General features: G+C 51.6%; 20 protein-coding genes and 1 rRNA gene. 10 read left to right on the forward strand and 11 right to left on the reverse strand.

The features are described 5' to 3' along the window. On the forward strand, positions 1-314 hold a 314-nt coding region (locus QOS10_RS06270), incomplete at its 5' end, for a transposase (protein WP_283594507.1). Positions 315-885: 571 nt separating this feature from the next. Here the strand turns inward: QOS10_RS06270 and QOS10_RS06275 are convergent. Next, complete coding sequence (locus tag QOS10_RS06275) at positions 886-1,887, reverse strand: D-2-hydroxyacid dehydrogenase (RefSeq protein WP_283594509.1); 1,002 nt, start codon at positions 1,885-1,887, stop codon at positions 886-888. Positions 1,888-2,081: 194 nt separating this feature from the next. Between QOS10_RS06275 and QOS10_RS06280 the strand changes: the two genes are divergently transcribed. Continuing rightward, on the forward strand, positions 2,082-2,213 hold the full coding sequence (locus QOS10_RS06280; RefSeq protein WP_283594511.1) for a hypothetical protein: 132 nt from the start codon (positions 2,082-2,084) through the stop codon (positions 2,211-2,213). Here the strand turns inward: QOS10_RS06280 and QOS10_RS06285 are convergent. Continuing rightward, positions 2,210-2,734 carry a flavodoxin family protein gene (locus QOS10_RS06285; protein ID WP_283594512.1) on the reverse strand — a complete coding sequence of 175 codons (525 nt, stop codon included), beginning with the start codon at positions 2,732-2,734 and terminating at the stop codon, positions 2,210-2,212. The genes QOS10_RS06280 and QOS10_RS06285 overlap by 4 nt on opposite strands. Before the next feature lie 169 nt (positions 2,735-2,903). Here QOS10_RS06285 and QOS10_RS06290 point away from each other — a divergent pair, with 169 nt between their 5' ends. From QOS10_RS06290 to QOS10_RS06305, 4 genes are all read left to right on the forward strand, one after another. Beyond that, on the forward strand, positions 2,904-4,712 hold the full coding sequence (locus tag QOS10_RS06290) for a heavy metal translocating P-type ATPase (protein ID WP_283594514.1): 1,809 nt from the start codon (positions 2,904-2,906) through the stop codon (positions 4,710-4,712). Positions 4,713-4,868: 156 nt separating this feature from the next. Then, positions 4,869-5,600: an IclR family transcriptional regulator gene (locus tag QOS10_RS06295; protein WP_283594516.1), complete on the forward strand. Its 732-nt coding sequence runs from the start codon at positions 4,869-4,871 to the stop codon at positions 5,598-5,600. A gap of 17 nt (positions 5,601-5,617) precedes the next feature. Then, positions 5,618-6,370: an SDR family NAD(P)-dependent oxidoreductase gene (locus tag QOS10_RS06300; RefSeq protein WP_283594517.1), complete on the forward strand. Its 753-nt coding sequence runs from the start codon at positions 5,618-5,620 to the stop codon at positions 6,368-6,370. A gap of 174 nt (positions 6,371-6,544) precedes the next feature. Continuing rightward, a complete protein-coding gene (locus QOS10_RS06305; protein ID WP_283594519.1) occupies positions 6,545-7,912 on the forward strand; it encodes a Na+/H+ antiporter NhaC family protein in 1,368 nt (455 codons plus the stop codon). A gap of 115 nt (positions 7,913-8,027) precedes the next feature. Here QOS10_RS06305 and QOS10_RS06310 read toward each other — a convergent pair whose 3' ends face one another. The 4 genes from QOS10_RS06310 to QOS10_RS06325 all read right to left on the reverse strand — a co-directional run bounded on the left by QOS10_RS06310 (position 8,028) and on the right by QOS10_RS06325 (position 10,865). Continuing rightward, positions 8,028-8,750: a hypothetical protein gene (locus QOS10_RS06310; protein ID WP_283594521.1), complete on the reverse strand. Its 723-nt coding sequence runs from the start codon at positions 8,748-8,750 to the stop codon at positions 8,028-8,030. Further along, the gene (locus tag QOS10_RS06315) at positions 8,743-9,615 is read right to left on the reverse strand and encodes an ATP-binding cassette domain-containing protein (protein ID WP_283594524.1); all 873 of its coding nucleotides are present in this window, start codon (positions 9,613-9,615) and stop codon (positions 8,743-8,745) included. Before QOS10_RS06315 ends, QOS10_RS06310 begins: the two co-directional genes overlap by 8 nt. Next, complete coding sequence (locus QOS10_RS06320; RefSeq protein WP_283594526.1) at positions 9,596-9,979, reverse strand: GntR family transcriptional regulator; 384 nt, start codon at positions 9,977-9,979, stop codon at positions 9,596-9,598. The genes QOS10_RS06315 and QOS10_RS06320 overlap by 20 nt, the downstream gene beginning before the upstream one ends. Before the next feature lie 136 nt (positions 9,980-10,115). Beyond that, positions 10,116-10,865, reverse strand: a complete 750-nt coding sequence (locus QOS10_RS06325; protein WP_283594528.1) for an SDR family NAD(P)-dependent oxidoreductase — start codon at positions 10,863-10,865, stop codon at positions 10,116-10,118. Positions 10,866-10,954: 89 nt separating this feature from the next. Between QOS10_RS06325 and QOS10_RS06330 the strand changes: the two genes are divergently transcribed. Beyond that, complete coding sequence (locus tag QOS10_RS06330) at positions 10,955-11,629, forward strand: Crp/Fnr family transcriptional regulator (protein ID WP_283594531.1); 675 nt, start codon at positions 10,955-10,957, stop codon at positions 11,627-11,629. Positions 11,630-11,669: 40 nt separating this feature from the next. Here QOS10_RS06330 and QOS10_RS06335 read toward each other — a convergent pair whose 3' ends face one another. From QOS10_RS06335 to QOS10_RS06345, 3 genes are read right to left on the reverse strand one after another with little or no spacing between them, the layout of a single operon-like run. Then, positions 11,670-14,513 carry a DUF3427 domain-containing protein gene (locus tag QOS10_RS06335; RefSeq protein ID WP_283594532.1) on the reverse strand — a complete coding sequence of 948 codons (2,844 nt, stop codon included), beginning with the start codon at positions 14,511-14,513 and terminating at the stop codon, positions 11,670-11,672. A gap of 58 nt (positions 14,514-14,571) precedes the next feature. Further along, positions 14,572-15,093 (reverse strand): phosphatase PAP2 family protein, encoded by a 522-nt coding sequence (locus QOS10_RS06340; protein ID WP_283594533.1) that lies wholly within the window; start codon positions 15,091-15,093, stop codon positions 14,572-14,574. Further along, complete coding sequence (locus tag QOS10_RS06345) at positions 15,093-16,046, reverse strand: aldo/keto reductase (protein WP_283594536.1); 954 nt, start codon at positions 16,044-16,046, stop codon at positions 15,093-15,095. Before QOS10_RS06345 ends, QOS10_RS06340 begins: the two co-directional genes overlap by 1 nt. A gap of 144 nt (positions 16,047-16,190) precedes the next feature. Between QOS10_RS06345 and QOS10_RS06350 the strand changes: the two genes are divergently transcribed. From QOS10_RS06350 to QOS10_RS06360, 3 genes are all read left to right on the forward strand, one after another. Then, complete coding sequence (locus tag QOS10_RS06350; protein ID WP_283594537.1) at positions 16,191-17,111, forward strand: EamA family transporter; 921 nt, start codon at positions 16,191-16,193, stop codon at positions 17,109-17,111. Between the two features lie 142 nt (positions 17,112-17,253). Beyond that, complete coding sequence (locus QOS10_RS06355; RefSeq protein WP_283594538.1) at positions 17,254-19,491, forward strand: alpha-galactosidase; 2,238 nt, start codon at positions 17,254-17,256, stop codon at positions 19,489-19,491. A gap of 207 nt (positions 19,492-19,698) precedes the next feature. After that, positions 19,699-20,124, forward strand: a complete 426-nt coding sequence (locus tag QOS10_RS06360; protein WP_283594540.1) for a YczE/YyaS/YitT family protein — start codon at positions 19,699-19,701, stop codon at positions 20,122-20,124. A 120-nt stretch (positions 20,125-20,244) separates the two neighbouring features. Here QOS10_RS06360 and QOS10_RS06365 read toward each other — a convergent pair whose 3' ends face one another. Both QOS10_RS06365 and rrf read right to left on the reverse strand, forming a co-directional pair. Continuing rightward, complete coding sequence (locus tag QOS10_RS06365; RefSeq protein ID WP_283594542.1) at positions 20,245-21,084, reverse strand: AraC family transcriptional regulator; 840 nt, start codon at positions 21,082-21,084, stop codon at positions 20,245-20,247. A gap of 95 nt (positions 21,085-21,179) precedes the next feature. Next, positions 21,180-21,296, reverse strand: a 5S ribosomal RNA gene (gene rrf / locus QOS10_RS06370). Positions 21,297-21,324: the final 28 nt, after the last annotated feature.

A 21,324-nucleotide genomic window follows, 5' to 3' on the forward strand; every position in this document is an offset into this window, starting at 1 on the left:
TGATTCAAAACTGCCCTTGTCCACAAATTCTAGCTGACGTCGGCTACGTCGGTAAAGACTTACGAAGTAAGGTTAAGCAACAAGGTCACGACATCTGGACGCCGTATCGTTCAAATATGAAAGGTGCAAAACAGCATAATCGGTCAGCCCGTAAGCGGACGCGTCGCCTTATTGAGACTTCATTTGCTAAATTGAAACTCTTGGGAAGCGAACAGACTTATGCTCGTAGTTTGGTGGGATTGCAAGCACAGATCGAGGCACTTGTCATGACGAATAATCTAGCAAAATTTGGAATGTTACAAACTAGCAATTGACGTAATTTAATAAACTCCCGAAAGGTCGATGAGAAAGCGGCCTTTTTATTATTCATTGATAATTAATTAAGACAAAACCACAATGTTTAAGAAAAGGTGAAGATTTTCGGGAACGCTTTCAAAAATTGTTCACCATTCCAAAACGGGCTAAAATTGTTCGATTGACGCTTAAGAGAACATTCTGATAAATCATTAATCATTCCTAAGCATTTGCTAAGTTCTGTTCCATTTTTGCTTAGCAAAAAATTAGCTAATTATTATCAGCGTTATGGAAGAACCTTGCTATAATAAAGGTGTTGAAAGATAATAAGTTTTTTTAGAAAAGGAAGGGTGTTTACCATGATGTCAGCTTTAAGTAACATGATTGCTGTTGTAAGTTTTGTTGGAATTATTATAGCTTCTGCTGCCGGGATGTTTGTAGGTGGTAAACCCCAACAATAATCTAAAAGATTAAGCAATTATTCATTTATAACAAAACCCACAGGTATGGTTATTGGGAGCATGCCTGTGGGTATTTTTTATCTAAAAAAGGGCTCCAGCCATGCTGAAACCCAGTTTAATAGTTATTTGATTAGCCAACCTTTACCGGCGTATCCGGGGTCTCCCCGTTCACCAGGGCCAGATTGTTGTCAAAGGCCTTCACAACCATGTTGCGAACCGCGTGCGTCGTGTAGAAGGCGGTGTGCGGCGTTACCAGAACGTTTGGCCGGTCAATCAGGTCCTTTAAGCGGGCGTCCGGAAATTCCTTACCCCGCCAGTCAGCGTTGAAAATGCCTACTTCGTTTTCGTAGGTATCCATCACGAAGCCAAAGAGCTTGCCGCTGTCCAGGGCCCGCACCACGGCGTCCGTGTCCACCAGGGCGCCCCGGGAGACATTGACCAGAACTGCATCGTCCTTCATCTTGGCGATGCTCTCGTCGTTGATCATCTTGATTGTGTTCTTCAGGGCAGGCACGTGCAGGGAGATTACGTCGGCCTGTTGGTAAATGTCGTCCAGGGAGTCGACGTAGTAACCAGCTTCCTCGAGCTTTGGATCATGGAAGACATCGTAGGCAATTACCTTGGCGCCGAAGCCTTCCATAATCTGCATGTAGACTTGGCCAATATGCCCAGTCCCAATAACCCCAATCGTCTGGTCACGAACCTCGCGCCCAATCGTCGGTGCCCAGCGCAGGTCGCCGCTCTCAATCTTGCGATCCAAGACCTTGGTCTGCCGCAGGATCCGAGCCGTCTGAATGGCAGCGTGTTCGGCAATTGCGTTTGGCGAGTAGACCGGCACGTTGGTGATTTCAAAGCCCAGTTCCTTAGCCGTGGCCATATCAATGTTGTCCACCCCGACGTTCCGCAGCGACATCTTGGTGATGCCCTCATCTGCCAATGCCCGTAGCGTTTCCGGCGTGTAGTCCAACTGTTGGTAGACAACCACGCCGTCTGCCCCGGCGGCCTGCTTGGCCGTTTCCGGGGTCAGCAGGTCGGCGGTGTAGTCAACGGTAACTTCGGGATGTGCCGCAGCCCATTCCTTTAAGTACGGTTCCTCATCCTTACGAATACTATATGCAAAAATTTTAGTCATTGAGATTCCTCCATTTCGTAATGTAGCAACAACTTCGTGAGGGTAATTCTTCCTCAAGATCATTATCCCGGAATTGATGCCTAATGCCAACTGTTTTATTGTAAATATTACTAATTTTAAGTAGCGGGATCGCCTTACTTGCTCTTCGCCACGTTCACCAGCATAATTAATATCAAAAAAGGAGATGTGTCACTATGTTCAACCTTCCCCTCGGCATCGGCCAGGTCCACGCCATGCACGAACTGTTCAAGGCCGACCCGCGCCTGGCAATCATCGTCTTGGCCCTGCTGATTGCCCTAGCCTTCTACTTCAATAACCGCCGCTAGTCCTTCAGCTGGGCCCCCAGGTCATAAGCTTGCTGGCCATACCGGTCAATTGCCGGGTGAGTCAGGGCGCCGTGGTCCCAGACGGTGCCGGCATCGTGCCAGCCGAGGTAGTTGGCCAGCTGGCGGTAGTTAATCTTCATTGAATCAAAGACGTGCTCATCCGGATCATAGGCGGTGGCCAGCATCATGATCTGCTTGTCCATCCCCTTCAGCGTTGTATTGATGTCGTAGAAACGATCAACGACCGTCTTGAGCAGCGAACTCATTGCGTAGTAGTAGACCGGCGTGACCAGCACGACCAGGTCGGCCTGGGTTACCTTGGTCAGCAGTTGGGCACAGTCATCGTCCTGGGGAATGGGATCCTCATTTTCCGCCACCATGACAAAGTTCGTCTGATGGTCAACGACATTGTAGCGGTCGACTTGCTGCCCCGCCACATGGGCCCCGGCAACAAAGCGGTCAGCCAGGTAGGTGGAGGCCCCGTCCGCGTGGGCACTCCCTGAAATTACGATAATTTTCATCCTTAATCACCCTTTCCAGTTTTCCTACCTAAACTCTAACGGAAACGCCGCCCCATGGCAAAATATTTGTCCCGGGCGGCGCTTTTTAATAAGTTTCTTGAAAGCGGTGTTATAAATTCGCCAATAATTCTATAATTAAGGTAAGAACAAATATGAGAGGGGTATTATCATGAAACGTCTATCAAATAAGCAGAAGCTGATCCTGATCCTCGTGATTGCTGCCATTGCGGTCTTCCTGCAATACGGCCTCCACTATCCGCTTCTTGCTCAGATCCTAGTGACCGTCGTTGGGGCGGCGGTCGCCCTGACGATGTTTGTCGGGATGATCAAGACCCTGCGCTCCGGTAAATACGGCGTCGACCTGTTGGCGATCATGGCCGTGGTCGCCACCCTGGCCGTCAGTGAGTACTGGGCCGCAATGGTCATTCTGGTCATGCTGACCGGGGGTGACGCCCTGGAAGACTACGCCGCCAAGAAGGCCAACACGGAGCTCAAGGCCCTGCTGGACAATTCACCCCAGGTGGCCCACGTCCTGGACGACACCGGTACTCACGACGTCAAAGTTGGCACTGTCCAGGTCGGGCAAAGCGTCCTGGTCAAGCCCGGTGAATTAGTGCCCGTCGACGGTAAGATCACCAAGGGCGCCGGCCTGTTTAACGAGTCCTCCCTGACCGGTGAATCCAAGCCCGTCGACAAGGGGGTCGGTGATGAGGTCATGTCCGGGTCGGTCAACGGGGACAGTGCCGCTACCATCACCGTCACCAAGCTGGCCAAGGATAGTCAGTACCAGCAGCTGGTCAAGCTGGTCAAGGAAGCCGAGAGTACTCCGGCCCACTTTGTCCGTCTCGCCGACCGGTATGCGGTCCCCTTCACCATCATCGCCGTCTTGATCTCACTGGTCGCCTGGTGGATCTCCAAGGACCCGCGGCGGTTTGCCGAGGTCCTCGTGGTGGCTTCCCCATGTCCCCTAATCCTGGCGGCCCCGGTGGCCATGGTCTCCGGAATGAGCCGGGCCTCCCGGAACGGGATTGTCGTTAAGACCGGGAGTGTCCTGGAGAAGCTGGCCGCCGCTAAGACTGGGGCCTTCGACAAGACAGGGACCATCACCAGCGGCCAGCTGACGGTCGACGAGGTTCTGCCGGCGGTTCCTGACAACCGGGACCGGCTCCTCCAGCTGGCCGCCAGCGCCGAGCAGGAATCGTCCCACATTCTGGCCCGGTCCCTCCTGGCCTTCACCAGCCAGCAGGCCGTCAAGCTCCAGCCCGTCACCGACCTGGTTGAAACAACCGGGAAAGGAGTCGCGGCCACCATCGATGGGCACCAAGTCAAAGTTGGGAAACTCAAGTATGTTGCGCCCCAGAGTAATCAGGCCCTGCTGAAAACTACCGCGATCTACGTCAGCCTGGATGGTGATTACTACGGGGCTGTCACCTTCACCGACCACATTCGTCCCGAGGCTAAAAAGACGATGGCCACCCTGCAACGGCTCGGGGTTACCAACCTGATGATGCTCACCGGGGACCAGCGGGCAATTGCCGAACGGGTCGCCGGTCAGGTGGGCATCACCAACGTTCGGGCTGACCTCCTGCCTAAGGACAAGATTGCGGCCCTCAAGAATGTCCCCGCTAACCTCCACCCCGTCTTCATGGTCGGGGATGGGGTCAATGATGCTCCATCCCTGGTAACCGCTGATGTGGGGATCGCCATGGGGGCCCACGGATCTTCCGCCGCCAGCGAGTCCGCCTCAGTGGTCATCTTAAAGGACGACCTCTATAAGGTGGCCAAGGCAGTCGCCATCTCCGAAGATACCATCCGGATTGCCAAGCAGGCGGTGCTGATCGGGATCGCTATCTGTACCATCCTGATGCTGATTGCCTCGACCGGGATTATTCCGGCCTTTGTCGGCGCCATGCTCCAGGAGGTCATCGACACCGTTTCTATTCTCTGGGCACTGAAGGCTCGGCAGATGCACGATTAACAATTTAGACATAGAAGGGCCGCGCAGAATCAGCGATGATATCTGCGCGGTTCTTTTATGCGGCGCTACTTTATATGTTAAGACTTCAAATAGTGAAACAAAATGATGACTTTTGGCATTTATAAACTAGTTTAGTAGATTAGGGGATGAAAAGTGATGAGCGAGAGCTTAACCGCCACCCTGGTAAAGGCCGCCCGGATTCGGGAATACGTAGCCGGGTACCCGGGCTGTGCACTGAAAGACATCGCTACGGACTTGAGTTTCAACAAGGCCACGGCTTATCGTCTTTTGACGACCCTGGTCCAGCTCAAGTGGCTGACCAAGCAAGCCGGCCGCTACTACCTGCGAACCCAGCAACGGGAGCGCCAATTTCAACCGGTAGGCTGGCTGGCCAAGCAAGTTGTTCAACCCCTAGTTGACGCCCGCCACCTGACAGCCTTCCTGGGGATGCGGTATAACGGTGCCCTGGTGATCTCCCAGGTTTTCGCTAGTGCAGACCGCCTTAGTGACTTTGCCCTGCTTGGCGAACAGCAATCGCTGAATGCCAGTGCCCTCGGCAAGTGTCTGCTGACGTTCATGGATGAACCGACCCGCAACACCATTTTACAAACGACAAAGTGGCACGCGGCGACAAAGAACTCCCTGACCGACCGCCAAGACCTATTGTACAGCCTGGCAGCCATTCGCAATCAGGGGTATGCCCTGGATGACGAGGAGGTCCAGCTCAACATGCGTTGTCTGGCCGTACCCGTTTACAGCCAAAACGGCCAGCTTGTGGCGACCCTCGGTGTTGCCGGATCCGATGCAGCCTTAAAGCGGCGGCAGATTAGGCTCCTCGCTCATGAACCTGATGGGGTTAGTCAGCAATTGACCAACCTGATTTTTTAACACTAGAGGAAATATCAATGTCAAACATCATTATCACTGGTGCCGGCACCGGGATGGGCCTGAGCATGACCAAGAAGTTCTTGGCTAATGACTGGCACGTCATCATGGCAGTCCGGAACGCGGCCAAGGCGGAGAAGGTCTATCAAGAACTGCAGGACCAATATGGCGACCAGGTTGCAATGTACCAGGTCGACGTCAGCAATGGCCAAGCCGTGGCTAAATTTGCTGAGCAGGTAAATACCCAGTATAACCAGGTCGACACGGTCATCAATAATGCTGGAATCTTCACCGGCAGCCTCCTGCACGAGCTCAGCAAGGAAGCCTGGGACAAGACAATGGCGGTCGATGTTAAGTCGATCTTCCTGATGACCAAGGCCTTTGTACCGGGGATGATGGCCCGCCATGCCGGCAACATCATCAACATCTCATCCGTTGCCGGTCTCCTTGGGGACTACAACATGCCCGCCTACAACGCTGCCAAGGGGGCCGGCACTAACCTGGTCCGGTCCATGGCCCTCGACTATGGTCAATACGGAATTCGGGTAAATAACATCAACCCCGGGGTCACGAATACGCCAATGTTCCAGGGGAACTCCGAAGAAGTTAAAGCTGCTTACCGAAACGACAGCCCACTCAAGCGCATTGCCGAACCGGAAGAGATTGCCAACGTCGCTTACTTTCTGGTTTCCGATCAGGCGAGCGCCATCACTGGTCAAAACGTCGGGGCTTCAATGGGCTACGGCATCTGGACCGGCCAGCCAAAACAATAATCGTAAATAAGTAATTAAACTCGAAAAGGAGCAGGACCGCGCAATCGCTGCGTCGTCCTGCTCTTTTTGTTTTAGTCCCGCCGTAATTGAAGACGGCCGTTAACCAAGTAGTTAGAAATATGCCATGTGTTATGATAAATTATAAATTTCAAAAATTAATAGGAGTTTTATAAAGTGATTCAACCAGACCAAAAGCAACCCAGTTCATTCATGGGGTTGCTGCCATTAATTGTTTTTGTCTTTTTGTATATTTTAAGTGGTGTCATCTCCGGCAAATTTGACTCAATGCCATTACTAGTAGGGATGATCATTGCGGCCATTGTCGGTTTTTGTTTGCCGGCACCCAATGGTCAAAAGAAATTGACCTTAGAAGAACGGGTGGCGGTCTTTTGCAAAGCCGGTGGCGATCAAGGCTTGATCATGATGATCGTCATCTTTATCTTGGCAGGGGCTTTTCAAGGTGTAGCAACTAAAATGCACGCTGTGTCGTCAATTACTAATATGTGCTTAAGCTTTCTGCCGCAAAATTTGATCTTACCCGGGATCTTTTTAATTGCCATCATCTTAAGTTTCGCCATGGGAACCTCAATGGGGACGATTGCTGCTTTGGTGCCCGTTGGTGTGATGATTGCTACCAAGACAGGGGTAAGTCCCGCGGTTGTCGCAGGTGCAATCGTTGGTGGTGCAATGTTCGGTGACAACAACTCCTTTATTTCTGCTTCAGCAATTGCGGCGGTCAACAGCCAAAAAGTGCTGATGAAGAACAAGTTTTTACTGAACTTTTTATATGATATTCCAGCGATTATCGTCAACTGCATCTTATTAGCGTTCTATCCCGTTAAAGATATAGCACTAACTAGTACATACCAATATAATCCTGTGGATATTGTTCCTTACCTCTTAGTCATTATTTTGTCTTTGGTCGGCATGAATGTGATGTCAGTGTTAATGATTGGCATTCTCTCTTGCTTATTAATCGGCGTGGTTCAAGGTGACTTTACACTAATTGGTTCGATGACCTATCTGCAAAAGGGCATGGCCGGGATGGAAGATATGTCATTAATTTGTATTTTTGTCGGTGGCGTTGTTGGATTGATGAATTATCTCGGTGGAATTCAATGGTTAATTGATAAATTGAGTAAAAACACGAAAAGCAAGCACGGTGCCTTGCTATCGATTGGCTTCTTAATTATTTTGCTGTGTCTGAGTACAACTAACAACACTGTGGCCATCATTACAGTTGGCCCATTGGCAGTTGATATTGGTAAAAAGTTCAATTTGTCTCGAACGCGCGTCGCCACAGCTTTATCAATGTTTGCTACTAACATTCAAGGATTTATCCCCTACGCCGGTCAGCTATTGGTATCTTCAGCGATGGCCAAGGTTTCTCCAGTGGCAGTGATGCCATACGTTTGGTATTGCTATTTGACCCTCATTATGAGTTTGATTTTAGCAATAACTGACTTTCCGAAAATTAAAGCTACGTCAAACGATAGTTATCAAAATTTTGAAAAATTGGATGATAGTGGTCGGGCGATATAATTGCCGGGCACTTGGGCCGCAATGCATTATGACATCTGGACCAGTCAACCAAGTAATTACACTCGAAAAAAAGAACGGGACCGCGCAATCGTTGCGTAGTCCCATTCTTTTTATTTTAGTCCCGCCGCAGTTGTAGCCGATCGTTAAAGAACTTAGTCAGGAAAATAATAATAATCAGGTAAATCCCCCAGATGATCCACGGGGTGGCCGGGGCCATGGTCACGTTGAAGAGCCAGGACAGCGGACCGACGAAGTGGTTATGCTGGTAGGTTGGCAGGAACATGCTGTCGCTCAGGGCGCTCAGTCCGCTTAGCAGCATCATCATGAGGATGATCAGCATCACCGGCAAGCCGATCCCCACTATGACCTTCCATTTCCGGTTCAGTAAGCTGAAGCCATTGCCGATCGCCTGGCAGGTCAGGACAACCGTTAAGAAACCCGCAAAGCTGACCAGCGCCTCCCGCCAGCCACCGAACGGCCGGTACGTCATAGTCAGGAGCTCATCGATCAGGTACACCAAGAGGGTACTGAGTACCAGGGCAACCAGGCGCCCCTGCCAGAGGGTGGAACGCGAAATACCGTTTTGAATGGCCCATTTAAAGTCCCCATAAGACATCACCAGGAAGTAGATCATCAAGATGGCTGGTAAGAACGTTACCAGTGATTCCGAGATCCCCTGCAGGCTAATCAGGAAGGACATTACATTGTGGTTAAAGATCAACCCAAGGAGGTCAATCACCAGCTCAAAGCCGACTACCCAGGCGATGGTAATCAGTGTTGCAACACCCAGGCGGTGAAAGACACTGCTGGCCACCATTTTCTGTTTCGTGTTAAGCATTCTTAACTTCGCCTCCGTTCGTTAAGTAGATGAATAGGTGCTGCAGGTCGTAGTGACCAAGCTCGACCGTGTCAGGAAGCACCCGCTGGTCATCAAGATCGTCCAGCAGGTAGGTTGTCCGGATGTTTCCCAGGTCCTCGCTGACCAGGACCCGGAGACCGGCCGTGTACTTGTCGACCTGGTCAGCCGGGCCGCTGACGGTGTGGGCCCGTTCAAGCAGGTTTTGAACATCATCATCGACGACGACCTTAGCTTGGTCAATGATGATCACGTGTTCCAACAGCTGCTGAACCTCCTCAATCAGGTGGGTCGAGAGGACAAACGTCCGGGGCTTGGCTTGGTAGCTCTTCAACAGTTCCTGGTAGAAGAGGTCCCGGTGGGCAGCATCCAATCCCAGGACCGGTTCATCCATCAGAATGTAGTCCGCGTCGACGTTGAGGGCCAGGACGAACTTGGCGATCGTCTGCTGCCCCGTCGACAGGTTGCTCAGGTGCTGCTTCTCGTCTAGGCCGAACTCCTTCAGCTGTCGCGCCGCCGTCTGGTAGTTAAACTGACCATACGCCTCGTTGGCCAGGTCGAACATCCGCAGAATACTGGTCCGCTTAGGATAAAGGTTAGTCTCACTCATCAGGAAGATCCGGCTGAGCACGTCATCATTATCGTTGGCATCCTGGTCCCCCAACTTGACCGTGCCGGATGTAGGGAAGATGCGGTTGGTGATGATGTTGAGCAAGGTCGACTTTCCGACCCCATTCCGGCCGAGCAGGCCATATATCTTAGCCGGGGCCAGGGTGAACGAGATGTCGTCCAGAACCTTCTGGCGGCCGAACTGCTTCGTAATATGATTAATGCTTAATTGTTCCATCGTGCTCCCCCCGTTCGATCAGTTCAATCAGGTGCTCCTTGGTGATGCCGAGCTTGCCAGCTTCGACCAGGAGCTTCTTGATGTAATCATTGTAAAAATTGTCCTTGCGGCGCTCCATGATCTTCTGCCGGGCACCAGGACGGACAAACATCCCAAGCCCCCGCCGCTTCTCCAGCAGGCCCTCATCAACCAGCATGTTCATCCCCTTGAGCACTGTTGCCGGGTTGATGTGAAGCTGCTGCGACAGCTGCGTCGTTGATGGGATCTGCGTCTCCTCGTCAAAGCCGCCGGTAAAGATCATCTCTTCGATCTGGGCCGCCAGCTGCTGGTACAGCGGTGCGGACCCGTCGAATGCAAATTGCACAGGATCATCTCCTTATCGGTTATTTGGTTAATTACTTATGCAACTAAGTATATAAGTGACCATGTCAGAAAGCAAGATTAAAATAAAAAATTCCCACCATTAACTGGCAGGAATTTCTAAGCCCTTATTCTATTTATTAGTGGGCGCTGGGGAGGTCGGTGCCCTTGAAGGCGGTGTAACCATCGTCAGCCATAATTGTCGTTCCATTGATGGCGCTGGCTTCCGGTAAGGTTGCCAGGTAGATGGCCCCAGCGATCTCTGCCGGCTGAATGATCCGCCCCTTCATGTGCAGGGTTGACCCGTAAGCCTTCGTTGCGGGCTCCACCATTCCGGTTTCAACCCAACCTGGAGCAACGGAGAGAACTCGGACACCATGTGGGGCCACTTCACGGGCAATTGCTGCAGTGGCCAGGCGGACGCCACCCTTGCTGGCAATGTAGCCGACCGACTCGAAGTTTGGAATAAAGCCATCCAGGGAGCCAACGTTGACGATGACCCCGGACCCCTGCTTGACCATCTGGGCCGCTACCTTTTGGTCAACGTTGATCGTTCCCATCAGGTTAACGTTAATTACCTGGCAGATGTTATCCAGGTCCGCCTCCACAAACGGCATGTGCTTGCCGAGGATTCCCGCAACATTGGCGGCCACGTCGATCTGGCCAAAGCGTTTAACCGTCTCATCAACAAGCGCCTGAACCTGGTCGGCCTGGGAAATGTCGCATTGGAAAAAGGCCACGGTGCCCAGTTTCTGCAGCTCGGCCAGCCGTTCCTGATTTTCATGCAGGTCGGCAATCATTACAGCATAGCCTTCCTTAAGAAACTTCTTAGTCGTGGCGAGGCCAATGCCATTTGTCCCACCGGTAACAATCGCTACTTTCTGTGTCATCAGTAATTCCCCCTTCTAGAATCATCACCAGCATTATATGCGATAATAATATCTAGTAATACATCAATTGATATACAGAGGTACTCCGAATGAAAATTCCCGAATACTATTACGACAACACATTCATTCCCTTCAAGTACCAGCTCATCGGTGACCGCCCGCAACGCCACTATGCTGCGGGCGAAATGCTGGTCAATGTCGGCGAGTACATGACCAGCACCTACTACATCCACCAGGGGGTGCTGAAGCTGGCCATTATTTCCAACACTGGTATGGAGAAAACCGAACTCTTCATCGGCCACGGCGGCCTCTTCCCACTATACAGTCCGATCGAGCGCCGGTACCGGGAAGAACGCGACGAACTGATCGTTAAGGCTCAGACCGACGTTACGGTCACCAAGATTCCACAACGCGCTATTGCTGACCTGATCGACCACAATCCGTTGTTTGCCCGGGCCATGCTCCGTCAGTATGCCGACTTCACCGCGATCCTGCTCTACGATACCATCAACCTTTCTAGCCAGAACAACCTGACCAAGGTCTGCAACTACCTTTACCAGTACGAGAAGCTCCTCAAACCACACGGAATCATCCTCACCCAGGAGGAGATTGCCTCAAACATCGGTATTCCCCTGCTCACTCTTTCCCGCCACCTGCAGAAGCTTCGTCAGCAAGGAATCATCACCACGGCCCGTAAGCAAATCGAGGTGGTGGACTGGCCACGACTGATCAAGCTCTGTAGTCCTGAATTGCTAGCCCTCTAAAGGAAAAGCTTCCCTGAAAATCTTCAGAGAAGCTTTTTCTTTAGTCAAACAATAGCTCATACATCCTGGGCACCAGGGGCCGATCAAGCTGCAGGTCCATCCCCACTGCCGCTTTCTTCTTTGGTCCAAGCTGCTCCTCGCGAACCGAGTCCGGCTTTATCTTAGCGGTACCGAGGTAGTAAAACTGCTTACCAGCTGCATCACTGCGTTTCACAAAGAGGCGGAGGGTCACAGCAGGCTTGCCAGTGGATACGCCGGCCAATAGCTGCTGGACCTCGGGCGAGTCAATGTGGCGGGGACTCCGGGTATACCAGCGGAGCGATTGACCATCTTGCAACTCATTGTCGTAAACCGCATTACGCCGGTCCGCATCAGTTTTGCGGTAGGTGATGAAGATCGGACATTCATCCCCTGCCACCCGGTAACCGTACATAGGGGCACTGACGTCTAGCGGCCAGTTCAGCAGGCGGCAAACATCCTGGCGGTCATAACGCTGGTAGGGAGTAAATTGCTGGGTGGGATCGTACTGCTGGCTGAGGGCTAGCCCGGTTGTCACTGCATCGGCTAGCAGACGCCTAAACGTTGTGTCATCGGCTAAGGCAGCTGCCAAGTCGGGGTTCCACTGGTACTCATCAGCCTTTAAGGTAATCAACGGTTGACTGCCATACCGGGCCTTCTTGGTAGTCTTCCCTGCCTTTACGTCAAAGAAGTTCAGCGACAAAATGTCCATTACCGATTGCCGCACCGCGGGCGTGTTATAGGCGTGTGCTTCCTGCCACCGGGTCGCCAACCGCTCAGTTGAACACCGGCCATTTTTCAGTAGTTCATCCAAAAGCAACAGTTCGTGGGGCCGCTTCCCGTTGAGCAGCTCCTTGGTAACAAACGATAGAACCCCACTTTCGTAACTTCCCAGAGCTACTCGTTCGCCCATCTTCACCAGGAAGTCGCCATAGTAAGCCAAGCGGTTATTATCCGCAAATACCTGCGGAGCCGTCGAACCATAACGGTAGAAATCGTAAAGGTAGGGCACGCGGCCAAGCTTGTTCTTCAGCTCCTGGTAGGACTGGCGGAGGGCCCGCATCGAGTCCAGCTTCGTCTGCGCCAGCGATTGCAGGATCTGATCCGTCGCCACTCGGTCGAAGTTGATCGTCGAAACACCGATGATGCCCGGCAGGCGGGTCTCTGCCTGCGCCCGGTCGGCATCCCGGCTGGTGTCATGGTTAAGGGCCAGGGGGATCAGGTAGTTGTTCTTGTAGTTGCCGATGAAGTCCAGGACCGTGACATAATCCTTTCCCGGGTATTTGCGCAGTCCTCGGCCGAGCTGCTGGAGGAAGACAATTGACGACTTGGTGTTCCGGAGCATCACAATCTGGTTCAGCGATGGAATATCAATCCCCTCGTTGAAGAGGTCCACCGTGACGATGTATTCCAGTGCGCCCTGCTCAAGCTGGCGAACTGCGGCTCGGCGCTGAACAGGACGGTCCGCGTTGGTCAACGCCACAGCCGGATGCCCGGCAGCAGTGAATTTCGCCGCAAGCTCCTTGGCCTCGGCCTGCCGGGAACAGAAGACCAGTCCCCGGGCCTGACTGCCACAATAGCCGTAGTAGTACAGTTGCTGGAGCACGTAGCGGACCCGCTCGTCGGCAACCAGGCGGTGAAGATTAGTGGTATCATCAATGGTTTCGCCGTCGGACGTAACATAGTCCTGAACCCCAACGTAGTGAAACGGCGCCAGCATCCCGGCCTCCAGGGCGTCCTGCAGGCGGATCTCGTAGGCCAGGTGGTAGTCAAAGGCCGCGTAGACATCCTGATTATCGGGCCGGTCCGGGGTGGCCGTCATTCCCAGCCAGAATTGCGGCCGAAAGTGGTCCATCACCCGCCGGTAACTCGGCGCCGCCACCCGGTGCGCCTCGTCGATCAGGATGTAGTCAAAGGCCGTGGCCGAAAACTGGGCCAGGGTATCCGGTTGGCTGAGGGTCTGAACAGTCGCGAAGAGGTACTTGGCATCCCAGTCGTGCCGTTCCCCAGTCAACAGACCGTAATCACTGGCCGGACCCCCGATGACCCGACGAAAGCTCGCCAGCGACTTCCGGGCAATCTGCTCCCGGTGCACCACGTAGAGGAAGCGGTGAGGCTGAAAAGCTTTCACCGCGAAGGCTCCTAAATAGGTCTTCCCAGTCCCTGTTGCTGAAACCACCAGGCCTTTGTTGGCCCCCGCCGCTACCAGGGCATTGAGTTCGCCCAAGGCCGCCTTCTGCATCGCGTTCGGGGTGATCGGAGTAGCGGCAGGCTTAGCCGAGGAGTGGACCGGGGGAACCCAGCAAGTGCGGTAAGCCGTCAGCCAATCACTATCCAAAACCTGACTATCCGTGGTCAGGACTGTTAGCTGCTGGCGGAGCTGGTCGGTAAGGGCCGCATCAGTGGCCGAACTCACCCGTAACATCCATTCAACGTTTTCCAGCAGGGCTGACCGGGTGAAGTTGGCACTACCGATATAGGCCGTTTGGTAGTCACCATGTTCAAAGAAATAACCCTTGGCATGAAAGCCGGAAGTCTGAACAATCTGGACCGTCAGATTAGGAATCTTCATCAATTCCGCAAATACCCGTGGCGAGTTAAAGCCCAGGTAGTCACCAGTGATGATGGTCCCCGTCACCCCCTTGGCAGCCAGATCAGCCATCACGACCTTGAAGGGTACCAACATGTTCGGCGTAATGAAGGCCACCGCCCAGGTAAAACTCCGGCAGGTCAGCAGTTCGCGCAGCAGACTCAACCAGAGCTGCTCATTGTCCTGGCTGCTCAGGAGGGCCGGACTCAGCAACTCATGCCCCCGGTAACGTTGATCATATAGTCCATTGAGAATTGCGTTTTTTAATGTCTCCATTTAATCCCCCTTTTAATAAGCAAAGGGCCCGTTTGTTGAACAAACCAGGCCCTAATTTTTACAAGAATAACAGGCTACCAACCACTAGCCCGCAGACAGCACCGACCACCACATCGCGCGGATAGTGGACCCCACCAATCACCCGAATGATAGCCAGCAAGAAGGCTAGCACAAGAAGGGGCAGGCCCCAGTGCCAGTCAAACCAGAAGGCCGCCATAGCGATAACGGTTGCCGAGAAGACATGACGGCTTGGAAAAGAATCCCCGGTCTTCTCACGAGTAATCAAAGGACTAATCGGCCATTGTTCGTAGGGCCGGGGAGCATTGAGCCGCTGGCGAACAAGTGAGAGGAGAACGAACCCCACACCCGGAATCAGCACCAGTCGCCAGAGTTGTGGCCAGACACTAGCCCATCCCTGATAGAAGCCAAGCCAGACCAACCAGGCCAGCATGACCAGGTAAGCACCATACATAATGACCTCAACGCCCCGGTTGGCAACCCGCAAAGCCGTGACCAACTGCGAGTGGCGACGGAACGGTGCACTCAGACGACGGTAAAAAGCAGCGTAATCGCGAGCCATTATGGTAAATCATTCCCGGCAGCGAGGTAGAGGTCATACCACTCTTGCCGTGTGAGGATGATGTCGCTCCCGGCAGCGCTATCCTTGATGTGCTCAGGGTTCATCGTGCCCAGAAGAACCTGCATGTGAGCCGGATGGCGAAGAATCCAGGCGACCGCAATGGCATTCTTGCTGACCTCGTACTTATCTGCCAGCTTGGCCAACTCTGCGTTTAACTCAGGAAAACGATCGCTGTTGATGAAGGTGCCCGCAAAGGTCCCGTACTGGAACGGCGACCAGGTCTGAATTGTCATCTTTTTGCGCCGTGTGTACTCAATCAGGCCGCCATCATGATTATTGGCCCGTTCGTCAGTCATGTTGGTGTGGAGGCCAAAGTCGATCATCCCGGTGTGGGCCAGGCTGAATTGAACCTGGTCGACCAACAGCTTCTGATCCAGTGCCTCCTGGAGCATGGCGATCTGCTGGGGGTTGAAGTTGGAAACGCCGAAGTGCCGCACTTTACCGGCTACCTGGAGCTCATCAAAGGCCGACGCGATCTCTTCAGGTTCCATTAAAGGATCCGGCCGATGAATCAGGAAGGAATCCAGGTAATCAATACCCATCCGCTTGAGGATCCCGTCTACAGCACTGATCAACTGTTTCTTGGAGGAATCATAACGGGTAATCTTGTTATCTGCGTTCGCATACAGGCCACCCTTAGACTGAATGTAGAAATCATCCCGATGGAGGCCACTTTGCTTAAAGGCCTGGCCAAAGTGAATCTCCGATGACCCCCGTCCTAGCTGCGGGTCATTACCGTAGATATCTGCCGAGTCGATAAAATTAATTCCGGCATCGTGAGCCGCCTGCAAGGCCACGACCGCCTTGGGCACCGGCAATGTCCCCATCCTCATGATCCCCAGCGCCACGTTTGAGGCCCGCCAATTGCTACCATCGATTTGCACACTCCTCATAATGTTTTTCCTCCTTATCCGTAAACTTAACATCACTAATAATTTTAAGCGTTTTCCCTTAATTTTACTAGGCATATCCGCTTCCGGCTGGCCGCCTTTCCAGATCTATGGTAACTTAGACTAATCGACTAAGGAGGAGTGTTTATGAATCGACAAACCAAGGGTGTACTGCTCGCAGCCGGTGGAGCTTCCCTCTGGGGTGGCTCCGGTGCGGCCGCCCAGTACCTCTTTTCAACCACCGATATCTCGACAACCTGGCTAGTGGCGGTCCGCTTGATTACTGCGGGAATACTACTGACCGCCATCTCACTTGCCCATGCACCGCAACAGGTTCGAGCCCTGACTCATCAACGACGTAACGTGGGCTACTTACTGGCATTCGCCGTGCTCGGGATGATGAACTCCCAGCTGAGTTACTTTCTGGCTGTCAAGTACAGTAATGCCCCGACGGCAACGGTGATTCAGTACTTGCAACCGGTAATCATCATCGTCTGGCTGGCATTTGCTCAGCGGCAATGGCCCCGTCGGATTGACTGCATTTCGATCGTAATCGCCTTGATCGGAACATTTTACCTGGTGACGGGCGGGCGCCTGAACACCCTGACCCTTACCCCGGTTGCGCTCTTCTGGGGACTCTGGTGTGCGGTGGCTGCTGCTCTCTACACCCTACTGCCACAGTCACTGTTGAAAAGATACGATGCCCTGGCAGTCTGTGGATTGGCAATGCTCGTCAGCGGAATCCTCCTCATCCCATCACTGTTCACCATTTCGTGGCCGCACCTGTCCAGTGGTGATTGGTGGCTGGTTATCTACATCATCGTCGGTGGGACAATGCTTTCATACACGATGTTTTTGCAAAGCATTCGTTATATTTCACCATCGGTCACGGGGATTCTCAGCGCCTTTGAGCCCCTCGTCGCCACCCTGCTGGCAGTTACCCTGTTGGGAACGCGAATGACGGTGGCCGGGGTTGTTGGTTCGCTGATGATCCTATTGACCACCTTTCTCCAGGCTATCCCAATGCAGAAAATATTGAACCTCCTAGGGTTAAAACACCATTATTAAATAAAACGGCTACCGACCATTTTCGTCGGCAGTCGTTTTTTATAAATCCCACAAAATGTGCATTTCTTCCTACATTCACTTATTCTTGCCACACAATGAAAGCGCTACAATCAAGTTGAATTAAGAAAAGGAGTGTATCAATATGCCAATCAAATTTCATCAGGACAGTCAGGAATTTCACCTATTCAACGACCGGATTAGTTACATCATTAAGATTCTGCGCAACGATCAACTCGGTCAGCTTTACTTTGGAAGCCGTGTACCTGATCGAACTGATCACTCCTACCTAGTAGAAGACGGCTATCGTCCGGTGATGAGCTATGTCTACGATAATGATTATGATTTCTCACTCGGTAACCTCAAGCAAGAGTACCCGGCCTATGGAACAACCGACTATCGAATGCCAGCTCTTGAGATCAAGCAGCCCAATGGTAGTACGGTAGTCAATTTCCGCTACCAATCCCATCGTATTTACGCCGGAAAGCCCAAACTAGCCGGTCTTCCCGCCACCTATGTCGAAGATAATGATGAAGCTACTACCCTTGAGATTCTCCTTCATGACGATGTGATTGACGTCGATTTAACTCTTACTTACACGATTTTTAATGATTACGATGCAATTGCCCGTAGCACGCGCTTCGCTAATCATAGTACCCAGGATTACCAACTAACCACCGCCATGAGTATGAACCTCGATCTTCCTGATGATGACTATGACTGGATGCAGTTCTCTGGAGCCTGGGGAAGAGAGCGGCAACTAAAGTCTACCCACCTTCGCCCGGGTATTCAGGCAGTCAGCAGCACCCGCGGCGCCTCTAGTCATATGCAAAACCCATTTGTAATCCTCAAGCGTCCTCATACCGATGACGTTCAAGGTGAGGCATACGGATTCTCCCTCGTCTACAGTGGGAACTTCCTTGCACAAGCTCAGGTTGATGCTTATAAGGTAACCCGGGTCCAAATGGGAATTAATCCTTTCCATTTTTCATGGAAACTAACTCCTGGTCAAGAATTCCAGACCCCTGAGGCAGTCATGGTTTACACCAGCAATGGCCTTAATCAACTCAGCCAAACCTATCACCAGCTCTACCAGCACCGGCTAGCTCGTGGTTATTGGCGCGACCGGCCACGTCCCATCCTAATTAACAACTGGGAAGCAACCTACTTTAACTTCACGGCAGATAAGCTGATACAGCTTGCCAAGCAGGCTAAGGACCTCGGAATTGAGCTCTTTGTTCTTGATGATGGTTGGTTTGGAAAGCGGACTAAAGAAACTGCCGGGCTCGGCGACTGGTGGGTCAACCGTGACCGCCTCCCCGAAGGTATTAGCGGCTTGTCCAATAAGATCCATCAATTAGGAATGATGTTTGGCCTCTGGTTCGAACCAGAAATGACCAACAAAGACAGTGACCTCTATCGTAACCATCCCGACTATATCATCCAGACTCCCAATCGGCACCCATCCCAGGGCCGGCGTCAATACGTCCTCGACTTCTCGCGGCCAGAAGTTGTTGAGTACATTCATAAACTAATCGCCAAAGTTCTGCGTGAGGGACACGTGGATTACGTTAAGTGGGACATGAACCGCAATATCACCGAGTGCTTCTCCACGGCCTTTCCTGCAGACCAGCAGGGCGAGATTTTCCACCGCTATATTCTCGGCGTCTATCACCTTTACGAGCAGCTGATCCAGGAGTTTCCGAAAATTCTCTTTGAATCTTGTGCCTCAGGTGGTGGCCGTTTTGACGCTGGAATGTTGTATTATGCACCGCAAGCCTGGACGAGCGATGATTCCGATGCTATCGAGCGACTGAAGATCCAGACTGGAACATCATACTGCTACCCAATTAGTTCCATGGGCGCCCACGTCTCTATCTGTCCCAATGAACAAGTTAATCGCTACACTCCACTGAAGACTAGGGGTGACGTAGCCTTCTTCGGTGACCTTGGTTATGAGCTTGATCTAGCAAAATTAACAGCGGATGAATTAGAACAAATCAAGGACCAGGTTAAATTGATGAAACATTATCGGTCACTCTTTCAATTCGGGCGCTTTTACCGGCTAAAGAATCCGTTTGATGGTAATATCACTGCCTGGCTGGTAGTAAGCCCCGACCGGCAGCAAGCAATAATGGGCTACTTCAAGGTCCTCAATGATGTCAACGCGGAATACCGCCGGCAACGAATCCCAGCTTTGTTAGCAGATCAAGAATATCGGGTTTGTGAAGAAGACGGTCACTACTGTGGAACTTATACTGGCAGTGAACTCGCCAATATCGGTTTAGTAACTTCGGACGCTGAATCAGAACAATCAGCAGCTACTAGGGATGTTCCCGATTTCTACAGTCGTCTATTTATCTTTGAAGCAAAGAAAGATTGAGGTGAAAGCATGTACCAATTTCGACGAATTATCATGGCCTTCTGCGGCGTAGTTCTCTGTGGTTTTTGCGTAGGCATGCTCCAAAAAGCAAACCTCGGTGTGGATCCCTTTACCTGTTTTGTAACCGGGATAGCTAACCTATTTAAGTCGACTTACTCGACATTCTACTTAATTCTAACGGGGGTCCTGTTGGTTCTCGTTTTCATCTTGAAAAAACACTATATTGGTGTGGCTACTGTAATCAATCTCTTCTTCACCGGCGTGGCGGCAGATACAATGCACCACTTACTTGATATCATCCTGCCTCATCCCAATCTCGCTATGCGCAGTGGACTAATGGTGGTGGCAATCATATTCACCTGTCTTGCAGCAGCGCTCTACTTTACAGCTGATCTAGGGGTCTCTGCTTACGATGCCATCTCGCTGATCGCTGCTTATCAGTATCGGCTGCTACCTTTCAAGTACTGCCGAATGATTACTGATTCCCTTTGTGTTTTGGTTGGCTTTCTGTTCAACGTTACCCTTGGTGTGGGAACGATTATCACTGCCCTCTTCATGGGGCCGCTCACCCAATGGTTCCGTACTCATTTAGCAGAACCTTTACTAACACGTGGACAACACGCCATGGCGTAAGAGAGTTTACGAATTTGCGTCTCACAATTACAAATAGGCCTCAAACATTCGGTGAAGTTCGAATGTTTGAGGCCTTTTGTGTACTGCGCTATCGACCTTTGATCTAGATAACAGACATAATCATAGTTCCCTTTTATTTTGTTCCTGAACTTGCTTTCGATATGTCCGAGGCGTCATTCCGTAAGTTTGCTTGAATATCCTTGTAAAAGAATTAGCATGGTTATAACCACATTGTTGCGCTATTTCCTCAATCGATAATGGTGAAGACTCAAGCAGGTGCCGGGCCTTGGTTATCCGAAAGTTTCGAATATACTGCCCTGGGGTCAGATCAGTGGCCTGCTTAAAGAGCGTACTGAGGTAACTCCGATCCAGGTTCACTGCCCGAGCTAATTGATCAGCTGAAGCAGTCGAAACATGTTGGGTCAGATAAAGGATTGCGCGGTCAACATACGAATTTCGCTGAGTCGTCCGATAACCACTCATTACAGTCGAATCAGCAATTAAGCTCAAAAAGCGAAGAAGGTTGCTATTAGCCATTAACTCAGCAGATGTACTTACCAATGGGTGCTGAATAATCTGATTAACGCAATCAGCCAATTCATAATAATGATTATTGTTAAAAACTGGCGTTTGCTCTGATATTTTCAACTGCTTAATCAGTGTGGTTGCATAGGATCCAGTAAAGCCTATCCACACATATGACCAGGGAGTCAGCTCATCTGCAATATAATAGGTTTGATAATTGGGCTCAATGAAGAATCCCTGTCCAGAATGCAAATGATAGTTAATGCCATTCACACGAAAGGTTCCTGAGCCAGCTAAAATATAGTGAATTAAATAATATGAACGAACTGCAGGGCCAAAGCGGTGTCCTGCCATCGTATCTGACCGTCCCACCGAAGTAATTCCTAACTGACTATTCCTGGATGGCGAATAATCAAATGCAACAGCTTTCTCCACTTTTGTCCCTCCTTTTTCTCCAGTCTACGCCAAATATCATAAAAATTTCTACAAAAAAAGAGTGATGATCGACTTGACCATCACTCTTTTAGCTTGCGTGGCAACGTCCTATCCTCGCAGGGAGCGATCCCCCAACTACTTTCGGCGTGTTGAAGCTTAACTGCTGTGTTCGGCATGGGAACAGGTGTATCCTTCAAGCCATCATCACCACACTACCCTCGCGGGTGAGAGCTTGTGCTC

The organism is Limosilactobacillus galli, from assembly GCF_947381495.1.
GTDB lineage: Bacteria > Bacillota > Bacilli > Lactobacillales > Lactobacillaceae > Limosilactobacillus > Limosilactobacillus galli.

Coding starts and splice junctions, on each gene's coding strand:
- QOS10_RS06325 (WP_283594528.1), bottom strand. CDS start 10,865: ATGACACAGAAAGTAGCGATTGTTACCGGTGGGACAAATGGCATTGGC.
- QOS10_RS06285 (WP_283594512.1), bottom strand. CDS start 2,734: ATGAAAATTATCGTAATTTCAGGGAGTGCCCACGCGGACGGGGCCTCC.
- QOS10_RS06350 (WP_283594537.1), top strand. CDS start 16,191: ATGAATCGACAAACCAAGGGTGTACTGCTCGCAGCCGGTGGAGCTTCC.
- QOS10_RS06275 (WP_283594509.1), bottom strand. CDS start 1,887: ATGACTAAAATTTTTGCATATAGTATTCGTAAGGATGAGGAACCGTAC.
- QOS10_RS06315 (WP_283594524.1), bottom strand. CDS start 9,615: ATGGAACAATTAAGCATTAATCATATTACGAAGCAGTTCGGCCGCCAG.
- QOS10_RS06355 (WP_283594538.1), top strand. CDS start 17,254: ATGCCAATCAAATTTCATCAGGACAGTCAGGAATTTCACCTATTCAAC.
- QOS10_RS06330 (WP_283594531.1), top strand. CDS start 10,955: ATGAAAATTCCCGAATACTATTACGACAACACATTCATTCCCTTCAAG.
- QOS10_RS06310 (WP_283594521.1), bottom strand. CDS start 8,750: ATGCTTAACACGAAACAGAAAATGGTGGCCAGCAGTGTCTTTCACCGC.
- QOS10_RS06300 (WP_283594517.1), top strand. CDS start 5,618: ATGTCAAACATCATTATCACTGGTGCCGGCACCGGGATGGGCCTGAGC.
- QOS10_RS06280 (WP_283594511.1), top strand. CDS start 2,082: ATGTTCAACCTTCCCCTCGGCATCGGCCAGGTCCACGCCATGCACGAA.
- QOS10_RS06295 (WP_283594516.1), top strand. CDS start 4,869: ATGAGCGAGAGCTTAACCGCCACCCTGGTAAAGGCCGCCCGGATTCGG.
- QOS10_RS06290 (WP_283594514.1), top strand. CDS start 2,904: ATGAAACGTCTATCAAATAAGCAGAAGCTGATCCTGATCCTCGTGATT.
- QOS10_RS06340 (WP_283594533.1), bottom strand. CDS start 15,093: ATGGCTCGCGATTACGCTGCTTTTTACCGTCGTCTGAGTGCACCGTTC.
- QOS10_RS06345 (WP_283594536.1), bottom strand. CDS start 16,046: ATGAGGAGTGTGCAAATCGATGGTAGCAATTGGCGGGCCTCAAACGTG.
- QOS10_RS06335 (WP_283594532.1), bottom strand. CDS start 14,513: ATGGAGACATTAAAAAACGCAATTCTCAATGGACTATATGATCAACGT.